This window comes from Bordetella bronchiseptica (assembly GCF_900636925.1).
Classification (GTDB): Bacteria; Pseudomonadota; Gammaproteobacteria; order Burkholderiales; family Burkholderiaceae_B; genus Bordetella; species Bordetella pertussis.
Genome location: NZ_LR134326.1, coordinates 3,730,899 through 3,754,488 on the forward strand (window position 1 = coordinate 3,730,899; position 23,590 = coordinate 3,754,488).

Below are 23,590 nucleotides of genomic sequence, written 5' to 3' on the forward strand. Positions count from 1 at the left end.
GCGGCGCGCCCTTCCCTTAGTTCAGCTTGATTCCCGCCGCCTTGATGACGCGGGCCCACTTGGCCGTGTCGTCGTGGATGAGCGTCTGGAATTGCGCCCGGGTGGTGGGCTGGAAATAGGCCGCCATGGACTGCAGCTTCTGCTCGACCGGCGCGCTTTGCATCACCTGGTTGACGGCGCCGTTGAGCCGTTCGAGCACGGCCTGCGGCGTGCCCGCGGGCGCGAACACGCCGAACCAGGTCGTCGCCTCGAAGCCGGCCAGTCCGGTTTCGGCGATGGTGGGCACGTCGGGCAATTGCGGACTGCGCATGGCGCCGGTCACGCCCAGCGCCTTGAGGTCGCCGCGCTGGATATGCGGCATGGCCGACGGCAGGTTGTCGAACATCAATTGCACCCGCCCGGCCAGCAGGTCGATCATGGCCGGGCCGCTGCCCTGGTAGGGCACGTGCGTGATGCGCGTGCCCGCCATCGCGTTGAACAGTTCGCCGGCCAGGTGCGTCGTGCCGCCGTTGCCCGATGAACCGTAGTTGAGTTTGTCCGGATGCTTGCGGGCGTAGTCGATGAGCTCGGCGACCGAATCGACCGGCAGCGCGGCCGGCACCACCAGCACGTTCATCGATTGGCCGGCCAGCGCGGCGGGCGCCAGGTCCTTCTCGACGTCGTACGGCATATTGTCGAACAGCGACGGATTGATGGTGATGTTGCCGGCCGCGCCGAACAGCAGCGTATAGCCGTCCGGGGCGGCCTTGGCCACGATGTTCGAGCCGATGTTGCCGCCCGCGCCCGGCTTGTTCTCGACCACGACGGTCTGCCCCAGGACATCGGTGAGCTGTTTGGCCACCAGCCGGCCCAGCGTATCGACCGCGCCGCCGGGCGCGAACGGCACGACCATGCGGATCGGCTGGCCGGGCCAGGCGTCGGCCGCCGCCGCGGGCGCGGCCGACAGGCCGCCCAGCATCATGGCACCGCACATGCCCGCGTTGCGCAGGGCGCTCAGGAATTTTCTGCTCATGGGACTTCCGACAGTTGCGTTGAGAAACCGGTACACGCCGTCCGCGTGAGGCCACGCGGGCGGCGTGCTCAATTCAGCTCGGCCAGCGGCCAGGACTCCAGGCGGCGCAGCTGGCCGATCAGGGCTCGCACCCTCGCGGCCGGGAACGCCAGGCCGAACGCCTCTGCGGCCTTGCGGTCCAGCGCCTCGTCGGCCAGCGGCCGGTCGGCCGAACCCAGCGGGTCGGCCACCCACTCCGACAGGCGCTCGCCCGAGCGCAGGCGCAGCGTGACCCGCGCCGGGCCGCTGGCCGGGTACAGGCTGTCGCATTCCTGCGTCTGCGCCACGCTGACGCGCGCCGCCAGCGCATTGATGTCGGGCCGCGTCCGCGCCGCTTCCGAGAAGCCGGCCAGGGTCACCTCGCCGTCCACGCAGGCCAGCGCCATGACCCAGGGAAACGACAGCTGGGCGACTTCGAGGGTGTCCCACGGCAGGCGGGCGTGCGGCATGGCCGCGCCATAGGTTTCGACCTCGATGGCGGCCACGTCCGCCGCCTGCCAGGCGGCGCGCGCCTTCAGCGCCATGACGGCGTCGATGGCCGGATGGATGTGGCGGCAGCAGGGATAGGGCTTCAGGTACGAGCGCGCGATGGCCGGCGCGGCGCGTTCGCGCGCGCGGCTGCCATCCCACTGCGTGATGCCGCCGAACGCCTGCAGCAGGCCCGCACGGCCCTCGATGACGCCGCGCGGCCCCTGTGCCACGCCCTGCCGAGCCATGAGCGCGGCGCGCAGCCCTTCGCGCGCGGCATGGCCCGGGTGGAATTTCTTGACGTTGCCGCCGCCGGCCAGATAGGCGAACAGGCCGCCGGAGGCGCTGGCGGCCAGGCCCATGGCGCTTTCGATGCCCGCGCCGTCCAGGCCCAGCAGGGTCGCGCACGCGGCCGCCGCGCCCACCACCCCGGCGACCGGCGTGGTCTGGAAGCCGCGCTGGCTGGCATGCGGATGCAGGGTTTCGGCGATGCTGACCGCCACTTCGAAGCCCGCCACGACCGCGCACAGGAACGCGAGATAGTCGGCCTCCTGCTGCCAGCCCAGCGCCAGCACGGCGGGCACGACGGTGGTGGCCGGATGGATGGAGCCCTCGCGGTTGCCATCGTCCATTTCCAGGGCATGGCAGGCCACCGCCATCAGGCCGGCGGACTCCAGCACGGTCCAGCGCTCGGGGCCGCCGAACAGGGCCACCGGTCCGGGCTGCGCATTGATGCCGCGTTCGAGCTCGATGGCGGCGCGCACCAGGGGCTGGCGCATGCCCGCCGCGCATGCGGCCAGGGTATCGAGCACATGCCGGGCGCTTTCGCGCAGGACCGCCTCGGACGGGCGGCTGTCGCGCAGCGCGGCGCACCAGTCGGCCAGGGCCCGGGTGGGCGTGGCGCCGGCCATCAGGGAACCTTTGAAATCGTGTGTCATGCCTGCTCCTCGCCCAGCCGGGACGCGATCGCCTGGCCGATGCGCAATCCCAATCCCAGCGCGGACAACAGGCCGTTGCCCGACATGTAGCCCAGGCTGCCCCGGTTGCCGCTGATGCCGCACGCCGCGCCGCCGCCGGCCCACAGGCCGTCGATGACGCCAGCCTGGTCCGTCAGCACGCGGCCGTCGATATCGACCCGCAGGCCGCCCTGGGTATGGAAGATCGCCGGGCCGATGCGCGTGGCGGTCAGCCGCTCGCCCAGCGGGCCCAGGCCCCATTGCGCGCGCCCGTGGGCATCGGCGCCGCCGTCCGCGGCGCACTGGCGCGCCGCCTGCAGCGTGGCCGCCAGCCCGGCGGCATCGATGCCCGTGCGGGCGCACAGTTCCTCCAGGCAGCCCTCGAGCACGCCGCCGTGCGCGACGAGTTCGGCATATTCTTCCTGCCCGGCCGCCGTGACGTCGCGCACCTGGGTATCGGCGATCACCCAGAACGGCCCCGTGCGCGCCAGCTCCAGCGCGGCAAAGGCCGAGTAGCCGATGCTCTCGTCGCCGAAGCGCTGGCCCGAGCGGTCGACGATGATGCCGCCCTTCTCGATCACGGTCCAGGTGACCAGCGAGCCGTGCGGATCGGCCAGGCTGGCATGGCCCTGGTAGGCCTTCATGTTGGCCAGCCCCGCGCCCAGCGATTCGCCCCACAGGATGGCCTCGCCTTCGCTGCCGGTGCCGCCGCCGTACGGCGCGGCGGCCACTTCGGGCACGAAGCGCGCCAGCAGGCTTTTGTTGGCGGCATAGCCATTGCTGGCCAACACCACATGGCGCGCGCCCACGCGCGTGACCGCCCCGTCCGGGGTGGCGCACTCGACGCCGCGCGGCCGCCCCTCGCTGGCGATCAGGCCGGTCACGGCGTTGCTCCATGCCACCGGAATGTCGCGGCGCTCGCACTCGCGCAGCAGGTCGTCCACCAGGTCGGCGCCACGGCGCGACGGCGGCGAATGCAGGCGGTGCACGCGGTGGCCGATGTGCTTGTAGGTCTCGACCAGGGTCAGCCGCACATGGGCGCTGTCGACCAGCCACTCGACCAGCCGGGCCGAGGTCTCGGTCAGGGCCCGCGTCAGGTCCATGGCCTCATGCTCGCCGGCGATCGTCAGCAGGTCCTCCTGAAACATGCGCGGCGTATCGTGCACGCCGGCCGCCTCCTGGAACCGGGTGCCGGCCGCCGGAATCGAGCCGCTGGACAGCACCGTGTTGCCGCAGGCCCGCTCGGCCTTGTCCAGCACCGCGATGCTGGCCTGCGGATACGCATCGTGGATGGCGACCGCGGCCGTCAGGCCGCAACCGCCCGCCCCCACGATGACGACATCGAACTCCATATCGAATTCCATCGCCGTCGCGTCCCGCGCTTACTGTACTTTCGCGCCGGAGATCTTGACGGCCGTGGCCCACGAAGCGCGCTCGCGATCGAGCTCGGCCTCGAAATCGGCAAGCGTCACCGCGCTGGGCGTCAGGCCCAGCTTCTGCATTTTCTCGACCACGGCGGGCGACGCCATGACGGTCTTGATGTCGGCGGCGATCTTCTGCACGACCGGCGCCGGCGTGCCCTTGGGCGCGAAGATGCCCGACCACGGCGCGGCCGCGAAGCCCGGGAAGCCCTGGCCGGCGATGGTGGGATAGCCGTTGCCGCTGTAGTCCTTGTCGGTGGTCAGCGCGATCAGTTTGAGCTTGCCGGCCTTGACTTGCGGCTCGGCCGAAGGAAAGCCGGTAATGCCGACCGGCACGAAGCCGGCGACGATATCGTTGATCAGCGGGCTGGCGCCCTTGTATTGCACGGCCTGCATCGGGAACCCGCCGCGCTCGCGCAGCAGCTCCATGGTCAGGTGCGAGGCGGTGCCGTTGCCGTCGGTGCCGTACACCTGGTATTTGGGGTCCTTCTTGGCCAGGGCGATCAGCTCCTGCAGGTTGTTGGCCGGCACATCGGGGTTGGCGATGATGGCGTTCGGATAGAACACCACCTTGGAGATGGCCTCGAAATCGCCCTTGGGATCATAGGTCAGGCTCGGATAGAGCGACCCGGCGATGCCATGCGAGCCGGTGACGCCCAGCAGCAGCGTGTAGCCATCGGGCGCGGCCTTGGCCGCGAAACCCGCCCCCACGGTGCCGCCCGCGCCGGCGCGGTTCTCGATCACCACGGTCTGCTTCCACTCCTTGCCCAGCGCCTCGCCCAGCACGCGCGCCGTGATGTCGGTGGGGCCGCCAGGCGCGAACGGCACGATCAGCGTCACGGGACGCTGCGGCCACTGCGGCTGCGCCGCGGCCTGCTGCGCGGGCAGCGCCGCCCAGGCGGCCAGCGCCAGGACCGTCGCCGTGACCCGGCGGCGCGTGTGCGCGGCGCCCGGCTGGAATCCAAAGTTGAAGAAGTTCATGGCTGGTCCTTTAATGTTGACAGATTAAGCAAATAGTTACTTGAATGACACTGAAATCGCAGAAAATCCAGCGCTCAAGGCAGAAATCTACCCTAAAACCATAAAAGTGTTAACAGATTGTGGGCTGGTGTTAACACCTACGCAGCATCGGCGGGCGGCGCGCCGCTCAGGTGCCGCACGGCGTGCAGGACCTCCTCGCGTTCCATGTCGCGCACGATGAAAACCAGTTTTCCGACCAGGGCGGGCGGTACGGCCCCGGCCGGCTCGGGCGCGGAAAACACGTGATGCACCGCGTGCACCGCCATCCGCCCCTGGCCCTCGAAGGCCAGCACGCCCTTGAGCCGCAGCAGGCGGTCGGCGAATGTGCGCTGCACCTCGTGCACGAAAGCGGCCCAGGCCGGCCAGCCGATGGCATCGGGGACATCGACCGTCACGCTGTGGATGCCGTAGGCCAGCAAGTGGCGCAGCGCGCTGGCCTGCGGCGCGCCGGCCGAGGGATGGCCCTGCGCCGCCGGCGCCGGCCGGTCCGCCGCCGGGTCCAGCAGCAGGCGCGCCAGCGTGTCGTCGGGCAGGCTGTTTTCGTAGACCCGGGCAGTCGGGTTCAGCTCGCCCAGCCATGCGGCCAGGTGCCGCGCCTCGGGATGCAGGTCCAGCTTGGTCAGCACCACGGTGTCGGCCATCAGCAGTTGCGTCTTCGCTTCGGCATACGCCTGGACATCGACCTGGCCGAAGCCGGCGTCGAAGGTGGTGACGATGCCGGCGAAGCGGAACTGGCGCGCCAGCGCCCCGTCGCCATAGACGGCGTTGATGATGGGGCCGGGCTCGGCCAGCCCCGAGGTCTCGATCAGCACGCGATCGAACCAGGGAATTTCCCCGCGCAGGCGCCGGTAGTACAGCGAGGCCAGCGTATCCTGGATCGCGCTGCTGGCCAGGCAGCACAGGCAGCCGGAATCGAGCAGCTGGATATCGCGGTCGTCGGACTGGTCGGCCACCAGGGCCTGGTCCAGCCCGACCTCGCCGAACTCATTGATGATCACCGCGCAGCGCGCGAATCCCGGCTGGTGGATCAAGCGCCGCAACAGGCTGGTCTTGCCACTGCCCAGGAAACCCGTCAGCAGGGTGATGGGGATGGTGCTCATTGCCCCGCGCTCAACCCGCTTCGCGCGCCGGCAGCGCCTTCAGGTAGTCGGCGACCTCGGCGGTCGGGATGACGTCGGCGTACTTGCAGTTCAGGTCGAACAGGCTCATGGCGTGGCTGGACTGGAAGCGGTCGAACGAGGCCTCCTCGGGAATGATGACCTTGAAGTTGTACGAATAGGCGTCGACGGTGGTCGCGCGCAGGCAGCCGGACGTGGTGCAGCCGACCAGGATCAGCGTATCGACGTCGAAGAAATTGAGGTGGCTCATGAAGATCGTGCCGAAGAAGCACGACGGCTTCTGCTTGACGATGCGGATGTCCTGCGGCAGCGGCGCCAGCTCCTCGACGGTGCGGGTGGCGTGAGTGTTGGCGAGCACGGTCTTCTCGCCGCCGCGATGGTTCTTGCCCACCTGCACGCCGCTGTCGAGCAGGTCGTTGCGGCGGCCGCTTTCGGTGTAGAACACCGGCAGGTTCTTCTCGCGCGCCAGCTCCAGCAGCGGCACGATGTGCTTGACCGCGTCCCATGCCTCGGCGCCGCAGTGCGTGCGGTACTGCTTCAGGCCTTCGAGGATGTCCTCGGGCTTGTCGCCGCAGAAGTTGTATTGCACGTCGATGATGAACAGCGCCGGCCGCTTGCCGAAGCCGCCCCGCTTGCCGTAGCCGGCCGCCTTGTATACCTCTTTGTCCCGCTCGGTGAGGAAAGCGTCCCAGATGCGCTTGGTTTCCGACATATTGATGCTCCAGTGAATAGGTATGGGTATCGATCAAAGGCGGCGCAGATAGCGCCCGCCCGGCGTCTGGCGGGCCTCGTCGGCGATGCGGCCATCGCGCGCCACGGTGCGGCCGCGCACCAGCGTGCGCACCGGCCAGCCTTTCAGGCGCATGCCTTCGTACGGCGAGTAATCGGCGTGCGATTCGAGCTCGCCCGGGTCGACGGTCTTCTCCAGGTCGGGATCGACGATGACCAGGTCGGCGTCGTTGCCGACCGCGATGCGGCCCTTGGCCGGCATGCCGTAGATGCGCGCCGAGGCGCCGCTGGCCACCCGCATCAGCGTCTCGAGCGGCACCTGGCGCCGGTGGTAGCCCTCGTGCAGCAGGATGGGCAGGATCATGCCGGTGCCGGGAAAGCCGTTGCTGGCGGCCCAGATATCCTTGTCCTTGGTGGCGCGCTTGCGCGGCACGTGGTCCGAGCCGATGGTGGTGATCGCGCCGTCGCACACGCCTTCCCACATCGCGTCGATGTCGGCGGCCGAGCGCACCGGCGGATTCACCTTGGCATAGGTGCCGGCCGGACTGCGGTCGTCCAGGAACAGGTAGTGCGGGCAGGTTTCCACGTAGATGGGCGCTGCGCGCCCTTCGTGGCGATGGCGGCGCACTTCGCGCAGCGCCTCGCGGCTGCTCAGGTGCACGATATTGACCGGCGTGCCGGTCTTGCCCGCGAAGTAGCAGACGCGATGCACGTTCTCGGCCTCGAGAAAATCCGGGCTCTGCTCGTTCCAGGCGGCCAGGTCGTCGCGGCCGGCGGCGCGCAGCGGGTCGCGCAGCCACGGGATCACCTCGACGTTTTCGCAATGCACGCCCAGCACCGCGCCCGGGATGGCGCGCGTGGCGTTCAGCGCGCCCCACAGCAGGCCGTCGTCGATATCGGTAAAGCCCTTGGACAGCCCCGCCGCTCCCTTGTACATCATGTACAGCTTGTACGAGCTGACGCCGAAGCGGCGCGAGATCTCGTCGAGCGTGTCCACATGCAGGCGGCTGGTGATGCCGAAGTGAAAGCCGAAATCGATGCAGCTCTGGCTTTCGGCGCGCGCGCGCACCGCGTCGAAACTCTCGCGGATATCGGCCGAGCGATGGAACGAAATGACGCTGGTCGTGCCGCCCAGGGCCGCGTTGCGCGACTCGGTTTCGAAATCGGTTTCGGGCGAGCCGAAGCCGAAGTGCACGTGCGGGTCGATGACGCCCGGCAAGGTCCACAGGCCCTGGCAATCGATGGTCTCGCGCGCGGCGGGCATGTCCTGCCCGTGGCTGCCGATCACCGCGATCCGGCCGTCGGCGATGCCGATGCTCCCCGGCACCAGGCCCTGCCCTTCCAGGAACACGAGAGTGTTGGCCAGTAGCGTATCCAGAGGTCGTGCCATGTCGGTTTTCCTTGATTCGTGGGATTACTGCAGATAATCGGCCAGCACGCTGGCCGGGATGCCGCCCTGGAGCAACAGTTCGCGCTCGGACTCGGTCAGCGCCTGCGGCATGACGCTGAATTCGACCCGCATGCCGTCGTCGCGGCTGGCGGCCACCCGCACCGGCCGGCCCTGGCGTATGCCATCGAGCACATCGAAGAACTCGAACGTCTCGCTGCCGTCCAGGCCCAGCTCGCGCCAGCCCTGGCCGCGCTCGAACTGGAACGGGATCACCCCCATGCCCACCAGGTTGGCCCGATGGATGCGTTCGTATGATTTGGCCAGCACCGCGCGCACGCCCAGCAGCGCCGTGCCCTTGGCGGCCCAGTCGCGGCTGCTGCCGGTGCCGTACTCCTCGCCGGCCAGCACGATGGTGGGCGTGCCGGCGGCCATGTAGCGGCGGCTGGCGTCGTAGATGCTCAACTGCTCGCCGGACGGGAAATGGCGCGTATAGCCGCCTTCGGTGCCCGGCACCAGCAGGTTGCGGATCCGGATGTTGCCGAAGGTCGCGCGCGTCATGACCTCGAAGTTGGAACGGCGCGCCACATAGGTGTTGAAATCCCGCTGCGCCACGCCCAGGCCCAGCAGGTACCGGCCCGCGGGCGCCTCGGCGGGAATCTCGCCGCTGGGCGAGATGTGGTCGGTGGTCAGCGAATCGCCATACAGGCCGAGCACGCGCGCCCCGGCCAGGCGCTGGCCGAACTGCTGGGCCGGCGCCTTGAAGAACGGCGGCTCGACCAGGTAGTTGGAATCGTCCCATTGCCAATGCTGCCCGGACACCTCGGCCAGCGCGCGCCATTGCGACGCGCCTTCGGGCTCCAGGCCCCAGACCCTGCGAAAGCCTTGCGGCGACAAGGCGCGCGCCATGATCTCGTCCAGCTGCGCCTCGCCGGGCCACAGCTCGTGCAGCCACACGGGCTGGCCGTCGGCATCGGTGGCGATCGGCTCGCGCGAGAAATCGATGTCGATGCGCCCGGCCAGGGCATAGGCCACCACCAGCGGCGGCGAGCCGATGTAGTTGGCGCGCGCCAGCTTGTGGATGCGCCCTTCGAAATTGCGGTTGCCCGACAACACGGTGCACACCACCCACTGGTTGTCGGCGATGTCCTGCGCGACCTCGGGCGCCAGCGGGCCGGATTTGCCGCCGCAGGTGGTACAGCCGTAGCCGATGACGCCGAAGCCCAGCGCCTCGAGGTCCTGCAGCAGGCCGGTGGCGGCCAGGTAGTCGGTGACCGTGCGCGAGCCCGGCGCGAGCGAACGCTTGACCCAGGCGGGCGGGGCGATGCCGCGCTGGCGCGCGGCGCGCGCCACCAGCGCGGCGGTCAGCATGACCGACGGATTGGAGGTATTGGTGCACGAGGTCAGGGCCGCCACCACGATGCTGCCGTGGCGCAACCCGGCGCTGCCGGGCGCGCGAGCCAGCGCGGCGGCATCCAGGCCGAAACCGCCCTCGGCCGCCGGGCGCGGCAGGCGCTGCCGGAAGTCTTCGGCCAGCTGGCCGATCGGCAGGCGGTCCTGCGGGCGGCGCGGGCCGCTCATGCAGGGTTCGGCCTGCGCCAGGTCGATGCGCACGACTCGCGCGTAGCGCACCGCGGACGCGGCCGGGTCGGCGCGCCACAGGCCGTTGGCCTGGCAATAGGCCCGCACCAGTTCGATGTGCTCGGCGGTCCGTCCGGTCAGGCGCAGGTAATCCAGCGTCTGCGCATCGACCGGGAAGAAGCCGCAGGTGGCGCCGTACTCGGGCGCCATGTTGGCGATGGTGGCGCGATCGGCCACCGACAGGCCCGGCAAGGCCTCGCCGAAGAATTCCACCATGCAGCCGGTCACGCCCTCGGCGCGCAGGCGCTGCGTCACCAGCAGCGCGGCGTCGGTGGTGGTGACCGGGCTGCGGAACGCGCCCTTGAGCTCGACGCCGACCACCTCGGGAATCGGAAACGTATAGGCCCGGCCCAGCAGGGCCGACTCGGCGTCGATGCCGCCCACGCCCCAGCCCAGCACGCCCAGCCCGTTGACCATGGGGGTATGCGAGTCGCCCCCGATCACGAAATCCGGACAGGCCCACTGCTGCCCGCCGTGTTCGCTGGTGCTGACCACCGTTGCCAGCTTCTCGAGATTGACCTGGTGGATGATGCCGGTGCCCGGCGCGAACACGCGCAACCCGTCGAAGGCCTGCTGCGCCCACTTGAGGAAACGGTAGCGCTGCTCGTTGCGCGCGAATTCGGCGTCCAGGTTGCGGCGCACGGCGTCTGCCGTGCTCCAGGCATCGACCTGCAGCGAATGATCGACGATCAGGTCGACCGGCACGCGGGTATCGACCCGCGCCGGATCGCCGCCGCCGGCCTGCACCGCGTCGCGCAGCGCGGCCAGGTCCTGCAGCACCGGCAATCCGCTCGAGTCGGGCAGGATCACGCGCTCGACGTGCAGCGAGATCTGCTCGGAGATATGGGCCTGCCAATGGGCGACAGCCTCGATCTCGGCTTCCTGCACCGGACGGCCGCGCCCGCGATGGCGCAGCAGGTTCTCCAGCAGGATGCGGATCACGTACGGCAGCGAGGCCAGCTCGACCCCGCTGCGGGCGGCCGCGGCCGCCACATCGGCGTAATGGATCGGCGTGCCCAGATGGAGAAACGACGCGTTCATGTAACCCCTGTTTGTCATCCTCGAAAGCATAGGCGCGGAGCCCCTAAACTGTCAACAGTAAATTCCGCAATCACCAAAACAAGCCCGTATTGATATCAATCAACCCGGATTTTCGCCGCTAAATACCAAGTTTGGACAAAAGAGTTGACACTTTATCGGGCCGAACCGGATAATGCAGCAACTCTGCGCCCGTGCGCCGCCATTCGCCGTTCAAAGGAACCAGTCACTCATGTCCTCCGCCGCCAAGAAATTTCGGGATCTGCTCAATTCGGCCGAATTCATCGTCTCGCCGGGCGTCTACGACGGCTACAGCCTGCGCCTGGTACAGGCCGCCGGCTTCAAGACCGCCTGCACCAGCGGCGCGGCGCTGTCCAACGCCCTGCTCGGCATTGCCGACATCGGGGTGATGGGGTTGATGGAAAACGTCAACCACTGTCGCATGCTTGCGCGCTCGGTCGACATCCCGCTGACGGCCGATGCCGATACCGGCTATGGCAACCCCGTGAACGTTTTCCACACGGTGCAGATGTTTGAGGAAGCCGGCGTGGCCGGCGTCAACCTGGAAGACCAGGTCAGCCCCAAGCGCTGCGGGCACATGCCCGGCAAGGACGTGATCCCGCTCGAGGAAATGGTGAAGAAGATCGAGGCGGCCTGCCTGGCGCGGCGCGACGACAACTTCGTCATCATCGCCCGCACCGACGCGCTGGCCGTCGAAGGCATCGAGGGCGCCGCGCGCCGCGCCCAGGCCTATGCCGCCGCGGGCGCCGACGTCATCTTTCCCGACGCGGTGCGCACCGCCGAGGACATCGGCCGCATCGTCGAGGCGGCAGGCGTGCCGGTCAGCGTGAACATGGGCTTCGGCGTGCGCCAGCGCCCCACCACGCCGCTCATTCCCCTGCCCGAGCTCAAGCGGCTCGGCGTCAAGCGCATCAGCCTGCCGCGCATGCTGCCGGCCGCCGCCATCCACGGCATGCGCAGCGCGCTGGAAGAAATGAAGCAGGTCATCGCCACCGGCACGCCGGCCCACCGCCCCGACCTGCTGGTCGGCATCGAGGACATCATGGAACTGATGGGCTACGAAGCGATGCGGGCGCTGGAAAAGAAGCTGACCACGCTCGATTGACGGCCCCGGCCAGGCGTGCGCGCGGCGCGCGAAACCGCGCGATCGCAGCGCCGTGCAGGCCTGCCAAAAATAGTGCATAATTGCGGCCCTGTCGCTTACGACACTATGTTTGACACATAGGGGGTATAGCTCAGCTGGGAGAGCGCTTGCATGGCATGCAAGAGGTCAGCGGTTCGATCCCGCTTACCTCCACCAGTAACGCGACGGTATGTGCAAGTCCTGTCCCCTTCGTCTAGAGGCCTAGGACATCACCCTTTCACGGTGAGTACAGGGGTTCGAATCCCCTAGGGGACGCCAGTTCGTCTGGCATGGTGTAGAAGTTACGCCGCTGCGGAGCGGTAGTTCAGTTGGTTAGAATACCGGCCTGTCACGCCGGGGGTCGCGGGTTCGAGCCCCGTCCGCTCCGCCAAAAGATTCCGAAAAGCCAGTTGCTCACGCAACTGGCTTTTTTCTTTCCGGGTGCCTGTCCCCGCAGGGGGACTGGCACCCGCAAACTCTCGGGGTGCCTGTCCCCGCAGGGACAGGCACCAATCCACCTCCACGCCTGCCACTTCCCCGGCGTGCCTGTCCCCGCAGGGACAGGCGCCGATCCGCCGCCAGACAAGCAAACGGCCGCTCGCGGCGGCCGTTCGTCATGGGCACACGCGGGCGCTCAGTGCGCCGGGCTTGCGCCGCACTGGACGTACAGCGCGCCCAGGGCTTCGCGCAGATCGGGCGGGCGCTGGAACAGGCGCGCGCCCAGCAGACAGCCCTGCACCGTGGCGAACAGCGCGCGCGCGGCCTTCTCCGGCGTGCTGGCGTAGCGCAGCGTGCCTTCGCGCGCACCGTCGGCCAGCACCTTGGCCAGCCAGTTTTCCTCGACCGTGAAAAAAGCCTGCAGCGCGGCGCGCACGCGTTCCGGCAAGGTGTTGAGTTCGGCAGCCAGCATCCCGCCCAGGCAAAGCTGGTCGGCCTGGCAACTGTGCGACTCGACCATGGCGATATAGGCGTCCAGCCGCTCCTTGGCGGGCAGCGTGGGCGAAATGCCGCGCAGGGTTTCCAGCGCGGAGCCGGTGTAGTTCTCGACGGCTTCGTACAGCAGGTCGTCCTTGCACGGGAAGTAGTAATGCACGCTGGACGTCTTGACGCCCACGTGATCGGCCAGGTCGCGATAGCTGAAGCCATTGCAGCCGCGCGTGCGGATCAACTTCTGCGCGTAGTCGAGCAACTGGTCGCGGGTGGTGTTTGTGCTTGGCGTGTCCATGATCGAATTTTACCTATACGTAGGTTGGGGCGATAGCGGGTTAACCCAGAACGGGTTCACGCGGCAAGCGGCGCAGCGAACCCGCCGCCCAGGGGGGGGCGCGGGCTCGCGCGGGCCGGCACGGCTCAACCCGCGACGGGCGGATAGGCCAGTTCGCCGGACTCGGTCAGGCCCTGGGCGCGCGCGGCGGCCAATTCGTCGCGCACCTGCTCGCGCGACACCGTGCTGGCGGCGGCGTAGGCGGTGATCGGATAGTCCTGCTCGCCGGCGGCCATCAGCCCCTGGGTGCGGGCGGCCTGCAACTCGGCCTGCACTTGGGCGTGGCTGAGGGTATTGGCGCTTTCGATGGCGGGCGGGTAATCCAGCTCGCCGGCCTGGGCGACGCCGAACACGGAAGCGGACAGGATCAGGGCGGTAGCGATGCGGTTCATGGTGAGACTCCTGGATGTGTGATGAAAAATGATCTATGCGTAGATAGGTGTCAGGGCGAAATATCAGCCGGCGACGGGCGGGTAGTCGAGCTCGCCGGAGGCGTCCAGGCCCCGGGCCTTGGCGGCGCTCAGTTCCTGGCGGATCTGGCTGCGCGACACTTGGGTGGCGGCCTGCTCGACGACGGGCGGATAAGCCAGTTCGGCGCTGTTCATCTGGCCAGCGGCGCGGGCGGCCAGCAATTCGTCCTGCACTTGGGCGTGGCTGAGGGCGCTGGCGCTTTCGATGGCGGGCGGATAGTCCAGCTCGCCGGCCTGGGCGACGCCGAATACGGAAGCGGAAAGAATCAGGGCGGTAGCGATGCGGTTCATGGTCAATCTCCGATAGAGGATGCTGCGTTGAGCTATCTATGTGTAGATAGATAAGCCGATAAATAAAAAAGGCCGGTAAGCCTTGCTGCATCGATGCCGCATGAAACGGGATTGCTGCGTCGATGGATGAATATTACCTACTAGTAGATAGATTGCGCAAGCCTTGTTTCGGGGTTTTTTTGTAACTTGCTAAGACAGCACTTGGCGGCAACACCGCCCGCATCGGCCTCAGGCCGGCAATTATTTACACATGGAAACAATAATTCGGCGCCTCCGCCTGCGGGAAGATCGCATCGCGTTAACGTCGCTCGCGCCGCAAAATCTCCTTATTCCCGCTAATTTCAATCAATACGCTTTCATTTTCGTTTAAATACGGGATATTGCCCAAATCGCCGATTCGTTCCTACGATCGGCCGCATTGCCCTGGCGTCCAGCCGCCCGTCCACCGCCCCTATGGAGCCCCGCCCCATGCATACGGCCTACATTCCCGTCCCCACTCCCGTCCGTCCGCCCAGCGCCGAGCGCTGGCCCCTGGCGGCGGTCGCCGAATTGTTCGAGCTGCCGTTCCTGGACCTGCTGCATCGTGCCCAGCAGGTGCACCGCCAGCACTTCGACGCCAACACGGTGCAGTTGTCCAGCCTGCTGTCGATCAAGACCGGCGGCTGCCCGGAGGATTGCGCGTACTGTCCGCAATCGGCCCACTACGATACCGGCGTGGACGCCGACAAGCTGATGCCGCTGGACGAGGTGGTGCGCGCGGCGCGCGCGGCGCAGGCCAACGGCGCGCAACGCTTCTGCATGGGCGCGGCCTGGCGCAGCCCCAAACCGCATCACCTGGAAGCGGTGGCCGAAATGATCGGCGCGGTCAAGGCGCTGGGTATGGAAACCTGCGTCACGCTGGGCATGCTGCGCGACGGCCAGGCCGAACAGTTGAAGGCCGCCGGGCTGGATTACTACAACCACAACCTGGATACCGCGCCCGAGTTCTACGGCAAGATCATTTCGACGCGCACCTACCAGGACCGCCTGGATACGCTGCAACAGGTGCGCGAGGCCGGCATCAACGTGTGCTGCGGCGGCATCGTCGGCATGGGCGAATCGCGCCGCGACCGCGCCGGCCTGGTCGCCCAGCTGGCGAACATGGAGCCCTATCCGGAGTCGGTGCCCATCAACAACCTGGTGCAAGTCGAAGGCACGCCGCTGGCGGGCGCCGAGACGCTGGATCCGTTCGAGTTCATCCGCACCATCGCCGTGGCGCGCATCACCATGCCGCTGGCCAAGGTGCGCCTGTCGGCGGGCCGCGAGACCATGAGCGACAGCGAGCAGGCGCTGTGCTTCATGGCCGGCGCCAACTCGATCTTCTATGGCGATGTGCTGCTGACCACCGGCAACCCGCAGGTCGAGGCCGACCGGCGGCTGCTGCAACGCCTGGGCATGCGCGCCGAGGGCCTGCCCTGCGCGGCGAGCCAGGCGTGAACCAGGGTCTGCTGTACCTGGCGGCCAGCGTCGCCTGCAGCGTCACCGTGGCGGTGCTCCTGAAACTGGCGCGCCGCCACGCCATCGACGTGCGCCAGGCCATCGCGGTGAACTACGCCGTGGCGGCGGCCCTGTGCTGGCTGCTGCTGCGTCCCGATGCGCAGGCGCTGCGCCAGGCCATGCAGGGCGCGCCGGTGCTGGCGGCGCTGGCCGTGCTGCTGCCCACGGTGTTCGTCGCCATGGCGCGCTCGGTGCGCCACGCGGGCATCGTCAAGAGCGACGCGGCGCAGCGCCTGTCGCTGTTCATCCCGCTGCTGGCCGCCTTCGCGCTGTTCGGCGAAAGCCTGACGGCGCGCAAGCTGGCCGCGATCGCGCTGGCGTTCGCGGCGCTGGCCTGCCTGCTGCGCCGCCGCGCGCCCGCCGGCGCGGCGGCGGACGACGCGCCGGACGATCGCCGCGCGGCATGGATGTGGCCGCTGGCGGTATGGGCCGGCTACGGCGTGATCGATATCCTGTTCAAGCAGCTCGCGCGCAGCGGCACGGCGTTTTCGGCCGGCCTGCTGGCGACGTTCGTGGCCGCGGGCCTGCTGACGCTGGCCTACCTGTGCATCCGGCGCACCCGCTGGCAAGCCCGCCACGCGCTGGCCGGCGTGGCGCTGGGCCTGGCCAACTTCGGCAATATCCTCACCTACGTGCGCGCCCATCAGAGCCTGCCGGACCACCCTGCCCTGGTGTTCGGCGCGATGAACATGGGGGTCATCACGGCGGGCACCCTGGTGGGCGCGCTGGCGTTTCGCGAACGCCTGAGCGCGCTCAACCTGGCCGGCCTGGCATTGGCGCTGGCGGCCATCGCCGCCATGCTGCCGTGGTAACTCCAATACTCGGGAGCCTGTCCCAACGGGGACAGGCTCCCGCTATCTTTTGTGCCTGTCCCGGCGGGGACAGGCACCCTTTACCGCGGCTGTCGCTCCCCAGGCCGCGCGCCTCAGGTTCCGGTGCGCCGGGCTGCCGTGTCGTCTGGCGCGGCCTGCTCGCCGGCCTGCGGCGCGCTCGTGCTTTCGCTGTCGGCGCCTGGCGCGGGCGGACCGGCCGGCGCCGGCGGCTCGACCACGTCGGGGCCGGGGTCGGCCATTTCCATCGTGATGTCCACGTCGGGGTCGACGCGCGGATCGAGCGCGACGGCCGCCGGCGAGCTTTGCAGGGTGTCGGGCATGGGCACGAAGTGCACCGGCGCCTCGTCCACCTGGTGGGCGCCGGTAACGCGCGCCGGCCGCACCTGCCAGACCAGGATCACGGCGCAGGCGGAAATGAACACGTAGTACATGCCGGGACCTCCCAGCGACATCATGACGCCGGCGATCAGCGGCCCCAGGCAGGCGCCCACGCCGTAGGTCATGAGCAGGATGGCGCTCAGGCCGACACGGCGTTCGGGTTCGACGTGGTCGTTGGCGAAGGCGGCGCCCAGCGGGTAGAGGGTGAACTGCAGCACGCCGAACACGCACGACAGCGCCACCATCGCCCAGTACGGCAGCACGATCCAGCCCCACATCAGCACCGGCAGCAGCACCAGCACCGCCGCGTTGAAGCGGATCAGGCCGGCACGGTTGATGCGGTCGGACAGCCAGCCCATCGGCCACTGCGACAGCAGCCCGGCCGTTACCGCGGCGGCCACGAAAATGGCCGACTGCGACGTGGACAGGCCGTGCTTGGCGGCGTAGACGGCCGCCAGCCCGTAGAACGCGCCGGACAGGTTGCCCGCCACGAACAGCACGGTCAGGGACAGCGGCACACGGCTGGCGAAAAAGCGCAGGTCCAGCGGCGCGGGCAGCGGCGTGGGCGGGTGCGAGCGCGCGGTCACGGCGATCGGCACCAGGCACAGCACCAGGCACATGGCCACCAGGGTAAGCGGGCCGTCGTCGAGCGTGGCGTAGGCCGTCAGGGCCAGTTGTCCCAGGACCGTGCCCAGGCCGGACACCACCATGTACACCGAGAAGACACGGCCGCGCTGGTGGTTTTCGGTCTGTTCGTTGAGCCAGCTTTCGATCACCATGAACTCGGTGACCATCACGATGCCCGATATCAGGCGCAGCAGCAGCCACAGCGGCAGGTGGTCGACCAGCGCCTGCGCCAGGATCATGCTGGTGGCCACGGCGGCGCAGGCCACGAAGGCCCGGATATGGCCGACCCGGATGATCAGCCTGTGCCCCAGCCGCGCGCCGCACACCAGCCCCAGGTAGTAGCCTGCGATCAGCGCGCCGATCCAGATCTCGTTGACGGACTGCGCGGTCAGCCGCAGCCCCATGTAGGTATTGAACAGGCCCGTGCCGATCAGCATCAGCAGGGTGGCAAAATAAAGCGACGAGAATGAGGAAATCGTGGTTAGCATGGGAACACGGATGTCCGCTTGCGGCAAAACGGGCCGCGGGCCTCGATGGCCCGCGGCATACAGCAACTACGTAAGGCTCAGGCCTGGGCCAGCATGGTGGCGGCGTCGCTGACTTCGAACTTGCCAGGCGCCTCGATGTTGAGCTGCTTGACCACGCCGTCGTCGATCAGCGCCGAATAGCGCTGCGAACGCACGCCCATGCCACGCTGCACCAGGTCCAGCTCCAGGCCCAGCGCGGTGGTCCACAGGGCCGAGCCGTCGGCCAGCATGCGCACCTTGCCGCCGGCCTGCTGCTCGCGGCCCCACGCGCCCATCACGAACGCGTCGTTGACCGCCACGCACCAGATTTCGTCGATCCCCTTGGCGCGCAGCGCCGCGGCCTGCTCGACATAGCCGGGCAGGTGCTTGGCCGAGCAGGTCGGCGTGAACGCGCCCGGCACGGCGAACAGGGCGATCTTCTTGCCCTTGACGAGATCGGCAACCTGGAAGGCATTGGGCCCCAGCGTGCAGCCGGCGGTTTCGGTTTCGATGAATTCGGTCAACGTGCCGTCGGGCACGCGATCGCCGACTTTGATGGTCATGAGGCTCTCCGGTTTCTCGGGTGAGGTGCGCCCGAACGGGCGCGGCAAGGCTCAATCATAGTTCCTGCGCGGTTTTCGCGCCGCGCGCCGTGGCGCGGAAAAAACCCCGCACAGTCTGAAACGACTCAAAACCGCCAGCGGCCCGGCCACGGCGCGGCTTTGGCCATAATGCAGGATTGCGCGGCACACGCGTGCCACGCCCACGCCGCCCGGCGCGGCGCCATGTGGAGGCCTCTTCATGACCAGACATTTCCTGGCCGCCCTGCTGCTGGCGGCCGCAAGCGGCGCGGCCTGCGCCCAGGCCGGCGCCGACCCGGCCGGCCAGGCCATCTTCGACCAGATCGTGCTCACCTCGGGCGCGGCCAACGGCGCGGCGCGGACCTGCGGCGCCTCGGCCCCGGACCTGGCCCAGCATGCCGAAACCTGGCGGCTGAACCTGCGGCGCTACGCCGATGAGTACCACTACGCCTTCGACAGTTTCGACGAGCGCTATGCGCGCGGCCAGCAGGAAGGCGCCGAAATGATGGCGGACATGCGCGCCTCGGGGGTGGACGGCTGCACGGGCGCGCTGGCCAGTTTCCAGCGCGAGCGCACCATGACCTACGACGAAATGAAACAGGCGATCGCCGAGGCGACCGACGGGCTGCCCGAAGACCAGCCCGCCGACTGAACGCCGGCGCTACGCCGCCAGGCCGTGCTGGCCGAACCAGTCCAGCATGCGCTGCCAGGCCTGTTCGGCCTCGGCCTTGCGGTAGCTGGGCCGGTAGTCGGCGTGAAACGCATGCGGCGCCTCCGGGTAGACGTCGATGCGCGAGTCGCGCGCGGCCCGCGGCCCCTTGGCCAGCGCCAATCGCATCCGGTCCACGTCCGACAGCGGGATGCCGGCGTCCTTGCCGCCGTAGGCGCCCAGCACGGGCGCCTTGAGATCGCCGATCGACTCCAGCACCGAGCGCGGCTTGAGCTCGCTGGCCTGCCCGCCCAGCTGACCGTACCAGGCGGCGCCGGCCTTCAGTCCGGGATTGTGCGCCGCGTACAGCCACACGATGCGGCCGCCCCAGCAAAAACCCAGTATGCCCAGGCGGGACGAATTGCCGCCATTGGCGGCCGCCCAGGCCGCCGCCGCGTCCAGGTCGGCCAGCACCTGGCGATCGCCGGCCTTGTCCACCACCTCGGCGCGCAGGCGACCGATGTCGGTATAGCCGGTCGGGTCGCCGTAGCGGGCGAACAGCTCGGGCGCGACCGCCTGGTAGCCCAGCCGGGCCAGGCGGCGGCATACGTCCTGGATGTACTCGTGCACCCCGAATATCTCGGACACCACCAGCAGGGTCGGCAGGTCCTTCTTGCCGGCCGGCGCGGCGCGATAGGCCGGCATCTTGCCGTCGGGGGTGGGAATGTCGACCTTGCCGGCGGTCAGCCCGGCCGCGTCGGTATGGATGGCGCTCTGCGCGGCGGCCGCGCCGGCCGCCAGCGAAAAGCCGGCCGCCAGGCTGGTGACGACGAAGCCGCGCCGCGTCAGCGTCAAGGGCGGCAACAGGCTGTCGAAATGCGGATCTGCATCGGTCATGGGGAACCTCCGGTGCGTCACTTCAGGGAAAAGTCCACGCGCGTCGGCTTGCCGTCATCCTTGATGCCGTCGGCGTCGAGCTGGGGCGCTACGACGAAAATACGGTCGGCCGGCCCTTCGGCCTGCAGCTTTTCATAGACGGCCTGCGCGCGCGCGTCGGCCAGCTTGCGCAGGTCGTCGGCGCCCAGGGGCGCGGCGCCGCGCAGCAGCGCCTCCATCTGCTCGGCCGGGATCGACTTGGCCATGCCGATGAAATTGCGCGGCTTGCCTTCGATCTTAGTATCGTCGTAGACCTCTTCCAAGTATTTGGCCCGTTCGGCCGGCGCGACCTCGACGCCGTCGGGCGCCGGCTTCTTGCCGCGGCCGGCGGTATCGCGGGCCTTGGCCAGGCGGATCTGGCGCTCGACCCAGGCCTGGCGCAGGCCTTCCTCGTCGCTGGCGGGATCGGCGCGGCCAGCCACGTCCAGCTTCAGCCCCGGGCGGTCGTTCAGCGCCTTGGCCAGCGTCTCGATGCGGCTTTCGGCCTCGGGCGTGAGCGCCGCGCTGCCCGGATCGAACTCGATGTACGAGAGCTCCTCGCCGCCGCCGAAGGCCGAGGCAAGCAGCGTGAAGGGCGAGGTCACGGCCTTGACCACCAGGTTGACCAGCACGCGCACGATGATGCCGCCCACCGAGAACTGCGGATCGTCCAGCGAGCCGGAGATCGGCAGGTTGATGTCGATGTTGCCGCGGCTGTCCTTGAGCAGCGCCACCGCCAGCAGCACCGGCAGCTTGACCGCGTCCGGGCTGTCGGTCTTGTCGCCGAAGGTCAGCTGGTTGAGCACGACGCGGTTGCTCGCCTGCAGCGCGCGGTCCTTGATCTGGTACTGCACGTCCAGCGACAGCTTGCCGCGCTTGATCGGATAGCCCACGTACTTGGCCGAATACGTGGTGAAGCGCGGCAGGTCCACCCCCTTGGCCGATGCCTTGAGGTCCAGCGACAGGAACTGCGCGAAGGGCTGCACCGTGCCGCTGATGGAGAACGGCGCGGAGGTATAGACGCGGCCCGCCACGTTGACCTTGGCCGGCTTGGGCTGGCGCGAGGACACCGCCGAGACCGAGCCCTCGATGCGCGACAGCTCGGCCGTGTAGTTGGGCTTGACGAAGCGGTCGGTGAACGTCATCTTGCCGCCCTTGAGCGTCACGCTGCCGATCGCGATGTCGGGCATCGGGCCCGGCTTGGCGGGCGCCGCGGCGCGGGCGCGGGTCTGGGTGTCCTGGGTGATGGAGCCGCCGGCCTGGCCGGGCTCGGCCACCAGGTCCATGACGTTGAGCCGGCCCTCGGCGTTGAGCAGCACGCGCCCGTAGAAATCGTCCAGCGTGATGTCGCCCAGGTTGGCGGCAAAGGCGTCGCCATTGACCGACACCTGCATGCCGGCCAGGCCCAGCCGCTTCCATTGCATGAAGTCGTCGCGATTGACGCGGTCGGCGAGGTCCAGGTCGTTGACGTCGAGCGCGCCGCGCCAGGCCGCCTTCATGGGCGTGGCGCCGGCGGCCGCGGCGAATTCGGCGTCGCCGCGCGCGCTGAGGTTGATGGCCCGCACCGTGGCGTTCAGGCTGGAGGCGATATACGGCGCGAACGGCGCCAGGTCCAGGCGCGCGAGGTCCACGCTGGACTTGAGCGCCAGCGGCTGCGCGGTCAGGCTGCCCTGCATGGCAAGCGCGCCCTCGCCCTGCACGCCGTCGGCCTTCAGGGTGAAGGGCGACGGCTGGGCGTCGGGCGCCAGCCGGTCGAAACGGGCCTCGAACTGTTTCACGCTGACCGGCACCGCGGGCTTGACCGACTCGTCGCGCAGGCTCAGGTCCGACAGCCGCAGCGCCGCGTCTTCGGCGACGACCTGCGTGGCGCCGTCGCGCTGCGCCACCCGCACGCGCGCCTGCGCCCCCAGGCGGCCGTCCTCGACCAGGATGGGCGCGCTGGCCCGCACCGCCGGCGCCAGGCGCGCCAGGGCCAGCCTGTCGAGCTCCACCTTGACGTCGAGGTTCAGCGGCTCCAGCGTCAAGGGCCCCTTGGCGCGCAGCCAGCTGCCGTCGATGGTGCTGTCCATGGTCAGCCACAGGCCGATCGGCCGGTCCGGCGGCTGCGGCAGCTCCAGCCCCTCGACCGTGGCGCCCACGCCGTTCATCACGTAGTCCAGCTTGGTGACCGCATCGCGCAAGTGCAGCTCGGCATCCCTGACATTGATCGCATCCACGACCACGTGCCACGCGTCGGGCGCAGCCGCCGCGGCGCTGGCCTGCGGCGCGGCGGCCGCCTGGGCGGCGGCCGGCGTTGCCGACGCGGACGCCTGCGCGGGTGCGGGTGCGGGTGCGGGTGCGGGTGCGGGCGTCGGTGCGGGAGCAGCCGCCGGCTTGGCCGGCGCATCGCCGGCGCCCAGTTTCTGCAGCTTCTGCGCGATGTCCAGCCAGTTCAGGCGCTGGTCGGCGTAGCGCCGCGTCTGGATCTGGGGCGACCACAGTTCGACCTCGCCGACGTACAGGCTGCGCTGCATGGGCTCGAAGGCGATACGGCGCACGGCCAGCGCGCTCCATTGCGCCAGCACATCGCCGGACGACTCGCGCACATCCAGCTGGCGCAGGCCCAGTTCGCCCACCACCTTGATGCGCGGCGCCGCGTCCTTGGGCTGCTCGAACAGGACCTGCAGGTCGGAGTCCAGCAGCGCGCGCTCCAGCTTGACCGGCAACGGCAGGGGCCAGGCGTCGGCCCATTTCTCGAGCTCCAGCCCGGCGAACGACACGTCCAGCGTCGAGCTGGGCACTGTATCGAACGGCCGCGCCACGCCGGTCAGGTCGAACGGACTGCCATTGATGCGCATGTGCACGCGCGGCTGCACGTCGATGTCGGTGGCATAGCCGAAGGTCGAGATGAACGGCACGCCCAGGGCGATCTCGTCGATGCGCTGCTGGCGCCCGGACACTTTGTCGTCCAGCGTGATCTCGCCGCCTTCGAGCACCATGTTGTTCAGCGAGAAGCGCGGCGGGCCCGCTTCGGGCTCGGGCTCGGGCGGCGACTGCGCCGTCATGTCGGCGACTTTTTGCTGGATGTCGGAGAAATTGAAGCGGGTGACGTCTTCGCGCACCAGCGCGATCCTGGGCTGGCGCACCACCAGCGAGTCGACCACCGGCGCGAACCAGAACAGCGACATCCAGGACGCGCTGACGTCCAGTTCGGCCACCTGCAGCAGCGGCGCGGCGCCCTCGGGCTGCGCCAGCGCCAGGTCGTGGGCGCGCAGGGTGAGCGTGAATGGATTGAAGCGGATCTTGCCCACGCTGACGTCGCGGCCCAGCATGGCGGAGACGTCCTGCGTCAGCGCGCCGCGCACGATGCGCGGCACCTGCCACGCCGCCAGGCCGGCCAGCAGCAGCACGACCAGCACGGTCGCCAGGAGGACTTTCACGGTACGGCGGGTGAGTCTCACTCCGGGCATTCGCACAGGCATTGGGCAACTCCCGACACGGATTGGGGGGATTATCGCGCCGCTATCGCGGCTCGTCTATGATAGGCATGCTTGGCCCCGAGGCATACCCCAAGGGCCGGGTACTTTC

At 69.0% G+C, this 23,590-nt stretch carries 19 protein-coding genes and 3 tRNA genes; 7 read left to right on the top strand and 15 right to left on the bottom strand.

The window, feature by feature from the left end; all coding sequences use genetic code 11:
- Positions 1 to 16: 16 nt before the first annotated feature.
- The 8 genes from EL288_RS17415 to acnA all read right to left on the bottom strand — a co-directional run bounded on the left by EL288_RS17415 (position 17) and on the right by acnA (position 10,862).
- Positions 17 to 1,012 carry a tripartite tricarboxylate transporter substrate binding protein gene (locus EL288_RS17415; protein ID WP_003809384.1) on the bottom strand — a complete coding sequence of 332 codons (996 nt, stop codon included), beginning with the start codon at positions 1,010 to 1,012 and terminating at the stop codon, positions 17 to 19.
- Between the two features lie 68 nt (positions 1,013 to 1,080).
- Positions 1,081 to 2,457 (bottom strand): MmgE/PrpD family protein, encoded by a 1,377-nt coding sequence (locus tag EL288_RS17420; RefSeq protein WP_010926137.1) that lies wholly within the window; start codon positions 2,455 to 2,457, stop codon positions 1,081 to 1,083.
- Positions 2,454 to 3,839, bottom strand: coding sequence for an FAD-dependent oxidoreductase (locus EL288_RS17425; protein WP_033468140.1), 1,386 nt, complete (start codon positions 3,837 to 3,839; stop codon positions 2,454 to 2,456). Before EL288_RS17425 ends, EL288_RS17420 begins: the two co-directional genes overlap by 4 nt.
- An 18-nt stretch (positions 3,840 to 3,857) precedes the next feature.
- Complete coding sequence (locus EL288_RS17430) at positions 3,858 to 4,877, bottom strand: Bug family tripartite tricarboxylate transporter substrate binding protein (protein WP_003809378.1); 1,020 nt, start codon at positions 4,875 to 4,877, stop codon at positions 3,858 to 3,860.
- Positions 4,878 to 5,014: 137 nt separating this feature from the next.
- Entirely contained in the window at positions 5,015 to 6,016 is a 1,002-nt protein-coding gene (locus EL288_RS17435) for a CobW family GTP-binding protein (RefSeq protein ID WP_003809375.1), read from the bottom strand.
- A gap of 10 nt (positions 6,017 to 6,026) precedes the next feature.
- Positions 6,027 to 6,746 carry an isochorismatase family protein gene (locus EL288_RS17440; RefSeq protein ID WP_003809371.1) on the bottom strand — a complete coding sequence of 240 codons (720 nt, stop codon included), beginning with the start codon at positions 6,744 to 6,746 and terminating at the stop codon, positions 6,027 to 6,029.
- A 33-nt stretch (positions 6,747 to 6,779) separates the two neighbouring features.
- Positions 6,780 to 8,153: a dihydroorotase gene (locus EL288_RS17445; RefSeq protein ID WP_003809367.1), complete on the bottom strand. Its 1,374-nt coding sequence runs from the start codon at positions 8,151 to 8,153 to the stop codon at positions 6,780 to 6,782.
- A 24-nt stretch (positions 8,154 to 8,177) separates the two neighbouring features.
- On the bottom strand, positions 8,178 to 10,862 hold the full coding sequence (gene acnA, locus EL288_RS17450) for an aconitate hydratase AcnA (RefSeq protein ID WP_003809365.1): 2,685 nt from the start codon (positions 10,860 to 10,862) through the stop codon (positions 8,178 to 8,180).
- A gap of 199 nt (positions 10,863 to 11,061) precedes the next feature.
- Here acnA and EL288_RS17455 point away from each other — a divergent pair, with 199 nt between their 5' ends.
- The 4 genes from EL288_RS17455 (at position 11,062) to EL288_RS17470 (ending at position 12,364) form a co-directional block, all read left to right on the top strand.
- Positions 11,062 to 11,955, top strand: a complete 894-nt coding sequence (locus EL288_RS17455) for an isocitrate lyase/PEP mutase family protein (RefSeq protein ID WP_003809362.1) — start codon at positions 11,062 to 11,064, stop codon at positions 11,953 to 11,955.
- 119 nt (positions 11,956 to 12,074) lie between these two features.
- Positions 12,075 to 12,150 (top strand) — tRNA-Ala (locus tag EL288_RS17460).
- Between the two features lie 26 nt (positions 12,151 to 12,176).
- Positions 12,177 to 12,252: transfer RNA gene (locus EL288_RS17465), tRNA-Glu, on the top strand.
- Between the two features lie 35 nt (positions 12,253 to 12,287).
- Positions 12,288 to 12,364 (top strand) — tRNA-Asp (locus tag EL288_RS17470).
- Between the two features lie 243 nt (positions 12,365 to 12,607).
- On the opposite strand, the gene EL288_RS17475 is transcribed toward EL288_RS17470, so the two are convergent.
- The 3 genes from EL288_RS17475 to EL288_RS17485 all read right to left on the bottom strand — a co-directional run bounded on the left by EL288_RS17475 (position 12,608) and on the right by EL288_RS17485 (position 13,998).
- The gene (locus EL288_RS17475; RefSeq protein ID WP_003809361.1) at positions 12,608 to 13,198 is read right to left on the bottom strand and encodes a TetR/AcrR family transcriptional regulator; all 591 of its coding nucleotides are present in this window, start codon (positions 13,196 to 13,198) and stop codon (positions 12,608 to 12,610) included.
- 125 nt (positions 13,199 to 13,323) lie between these two features.
- Complete coding sequence (locus EL288_RS17480) at positions 13,324 to 13,629, bottom strand: DUF4148 domain-containing protein (protein WP_003809358.1); 306 nt, start codon at positions 13,627 to 13,629, stop codon at positions 13,324 to 13,326.
- 63 nt (positions 13,630 to 13,692) lie between these two features.
- Positions 13,693 to 13,998, bottom strand: coding sequence for a DUF4148 domain-containing protein (locus EL288_RS17485; protein WP_003819749.1), 306 nt, complete (start codon positions 13,996 to 13,998; stop codon positions 13,693 to 13,695).
- A 468-nt stretch (positions 13,999 to 14,466) separates the two neighbouring features.
- Between EL288_RS17485 and bioB the strand changes: the two genes are divergently transcribed.
- Complete coding sequence (gene bioB, locus EL288_RS17490) at positions 14,467 to 15,474, top strand: biotin synthase BioB (protein WP_033451889.1); 1,008 nt, start codon at positions 14,467 to 14,469, stop codon at positions 15,472 to 15,474.
- Positions 15,471 to 16,346 carry a hypothetical protein gene (locus EL288_RS17495; RefSeq protein WP_003809351.1) on the top strand — a complete coding sequence of 292 codons (876 nt, stop codon included), beginning with the start codon at positions 15,471 to 15,473 and terminating at the stop codon, positions 16,344 to 16,346. Before bioB ends, EL288_RS17495 begins: the two co-directional genes overlap by 4 nt.
- A 113-nt stretch (positions 16,347 to 16,459) precedes the next feature.
- Here the strand turns inward: EL288_RS17495 and EL288_RS17500 are convergent, their stop codons facing one another.
- Positions 16,460 to 17,860 carry an MFS transporter gene (locus EL288_RS17500; RefSeq protein WP_033446871.1) on the bottom strand — a complete coding sequence of 467 codons (1,401 nt, stop codon included), beginning with the start codon at positions 17,858 to 17,860 and terminating at the stop codon, positions 16,460 to 16,462.
- A 77-nt stretch (positions 17,861 to 17,937) separates the two neighbouring features.
- Positions 17,938 to 18,441 carry a peroxiredoxin gene (locus EL288_RS17505; RefSeq protein ID WP_003809348.1) on the bottom strand — a complete coding sequence of 168 codons (504 nt, stop codon included), beginning with the start codon at positions 18,439 to 18,441 and terminating at the stop codon, positions 17,938 to 17,940.
- A 238-nt stretch (positions 18,442 to 18,679) separates the two neighbouring features.
- Here EL288_RS17505 and EL288_RS17510 point away from each other — a divergent pair, with 238 nt between their 5' ends.
- Entirely contained in the window at positions 18,680 to 19,111 is a 432-nt protein-coding gene (locus EL288_RS17510; RefSeq protein ID WP_003809344.1) for a hypothetical protein, read from the top strand.
- A 9-nt stretch (positions 19,112 to 19,120) separates the two neighbouring features.
- Here the strand turns inward: EL288_RS17510 and EL288_RS17515 are convergent, their stop codons facing one another.
- Positions 19,121 to 20,005, bottom strand: a complete 885-nt coding sequence (locus EL288_RS17515; RefSeq protein ID WP_033446869.1) for a dienelactone hydrolase family protein — start codon at positions 20,003 to 20,005, stop codon at positions 19,121 to 19,123.
- Positions 20,006 to 20,022: 17 nt separating this feature from the next.
- Entirely contained in the window at positions 20,023 to 23,484 is a 3,462-nt protein-coding gene (locus tag EL288_RS17520) for a DUF748 domain-containing protein (protein ID WP_126621997.1), read from the bottom strand.
- Between the last annotated feature and the right edge of the window lie 106 nt (positions 23,485 to 23,590).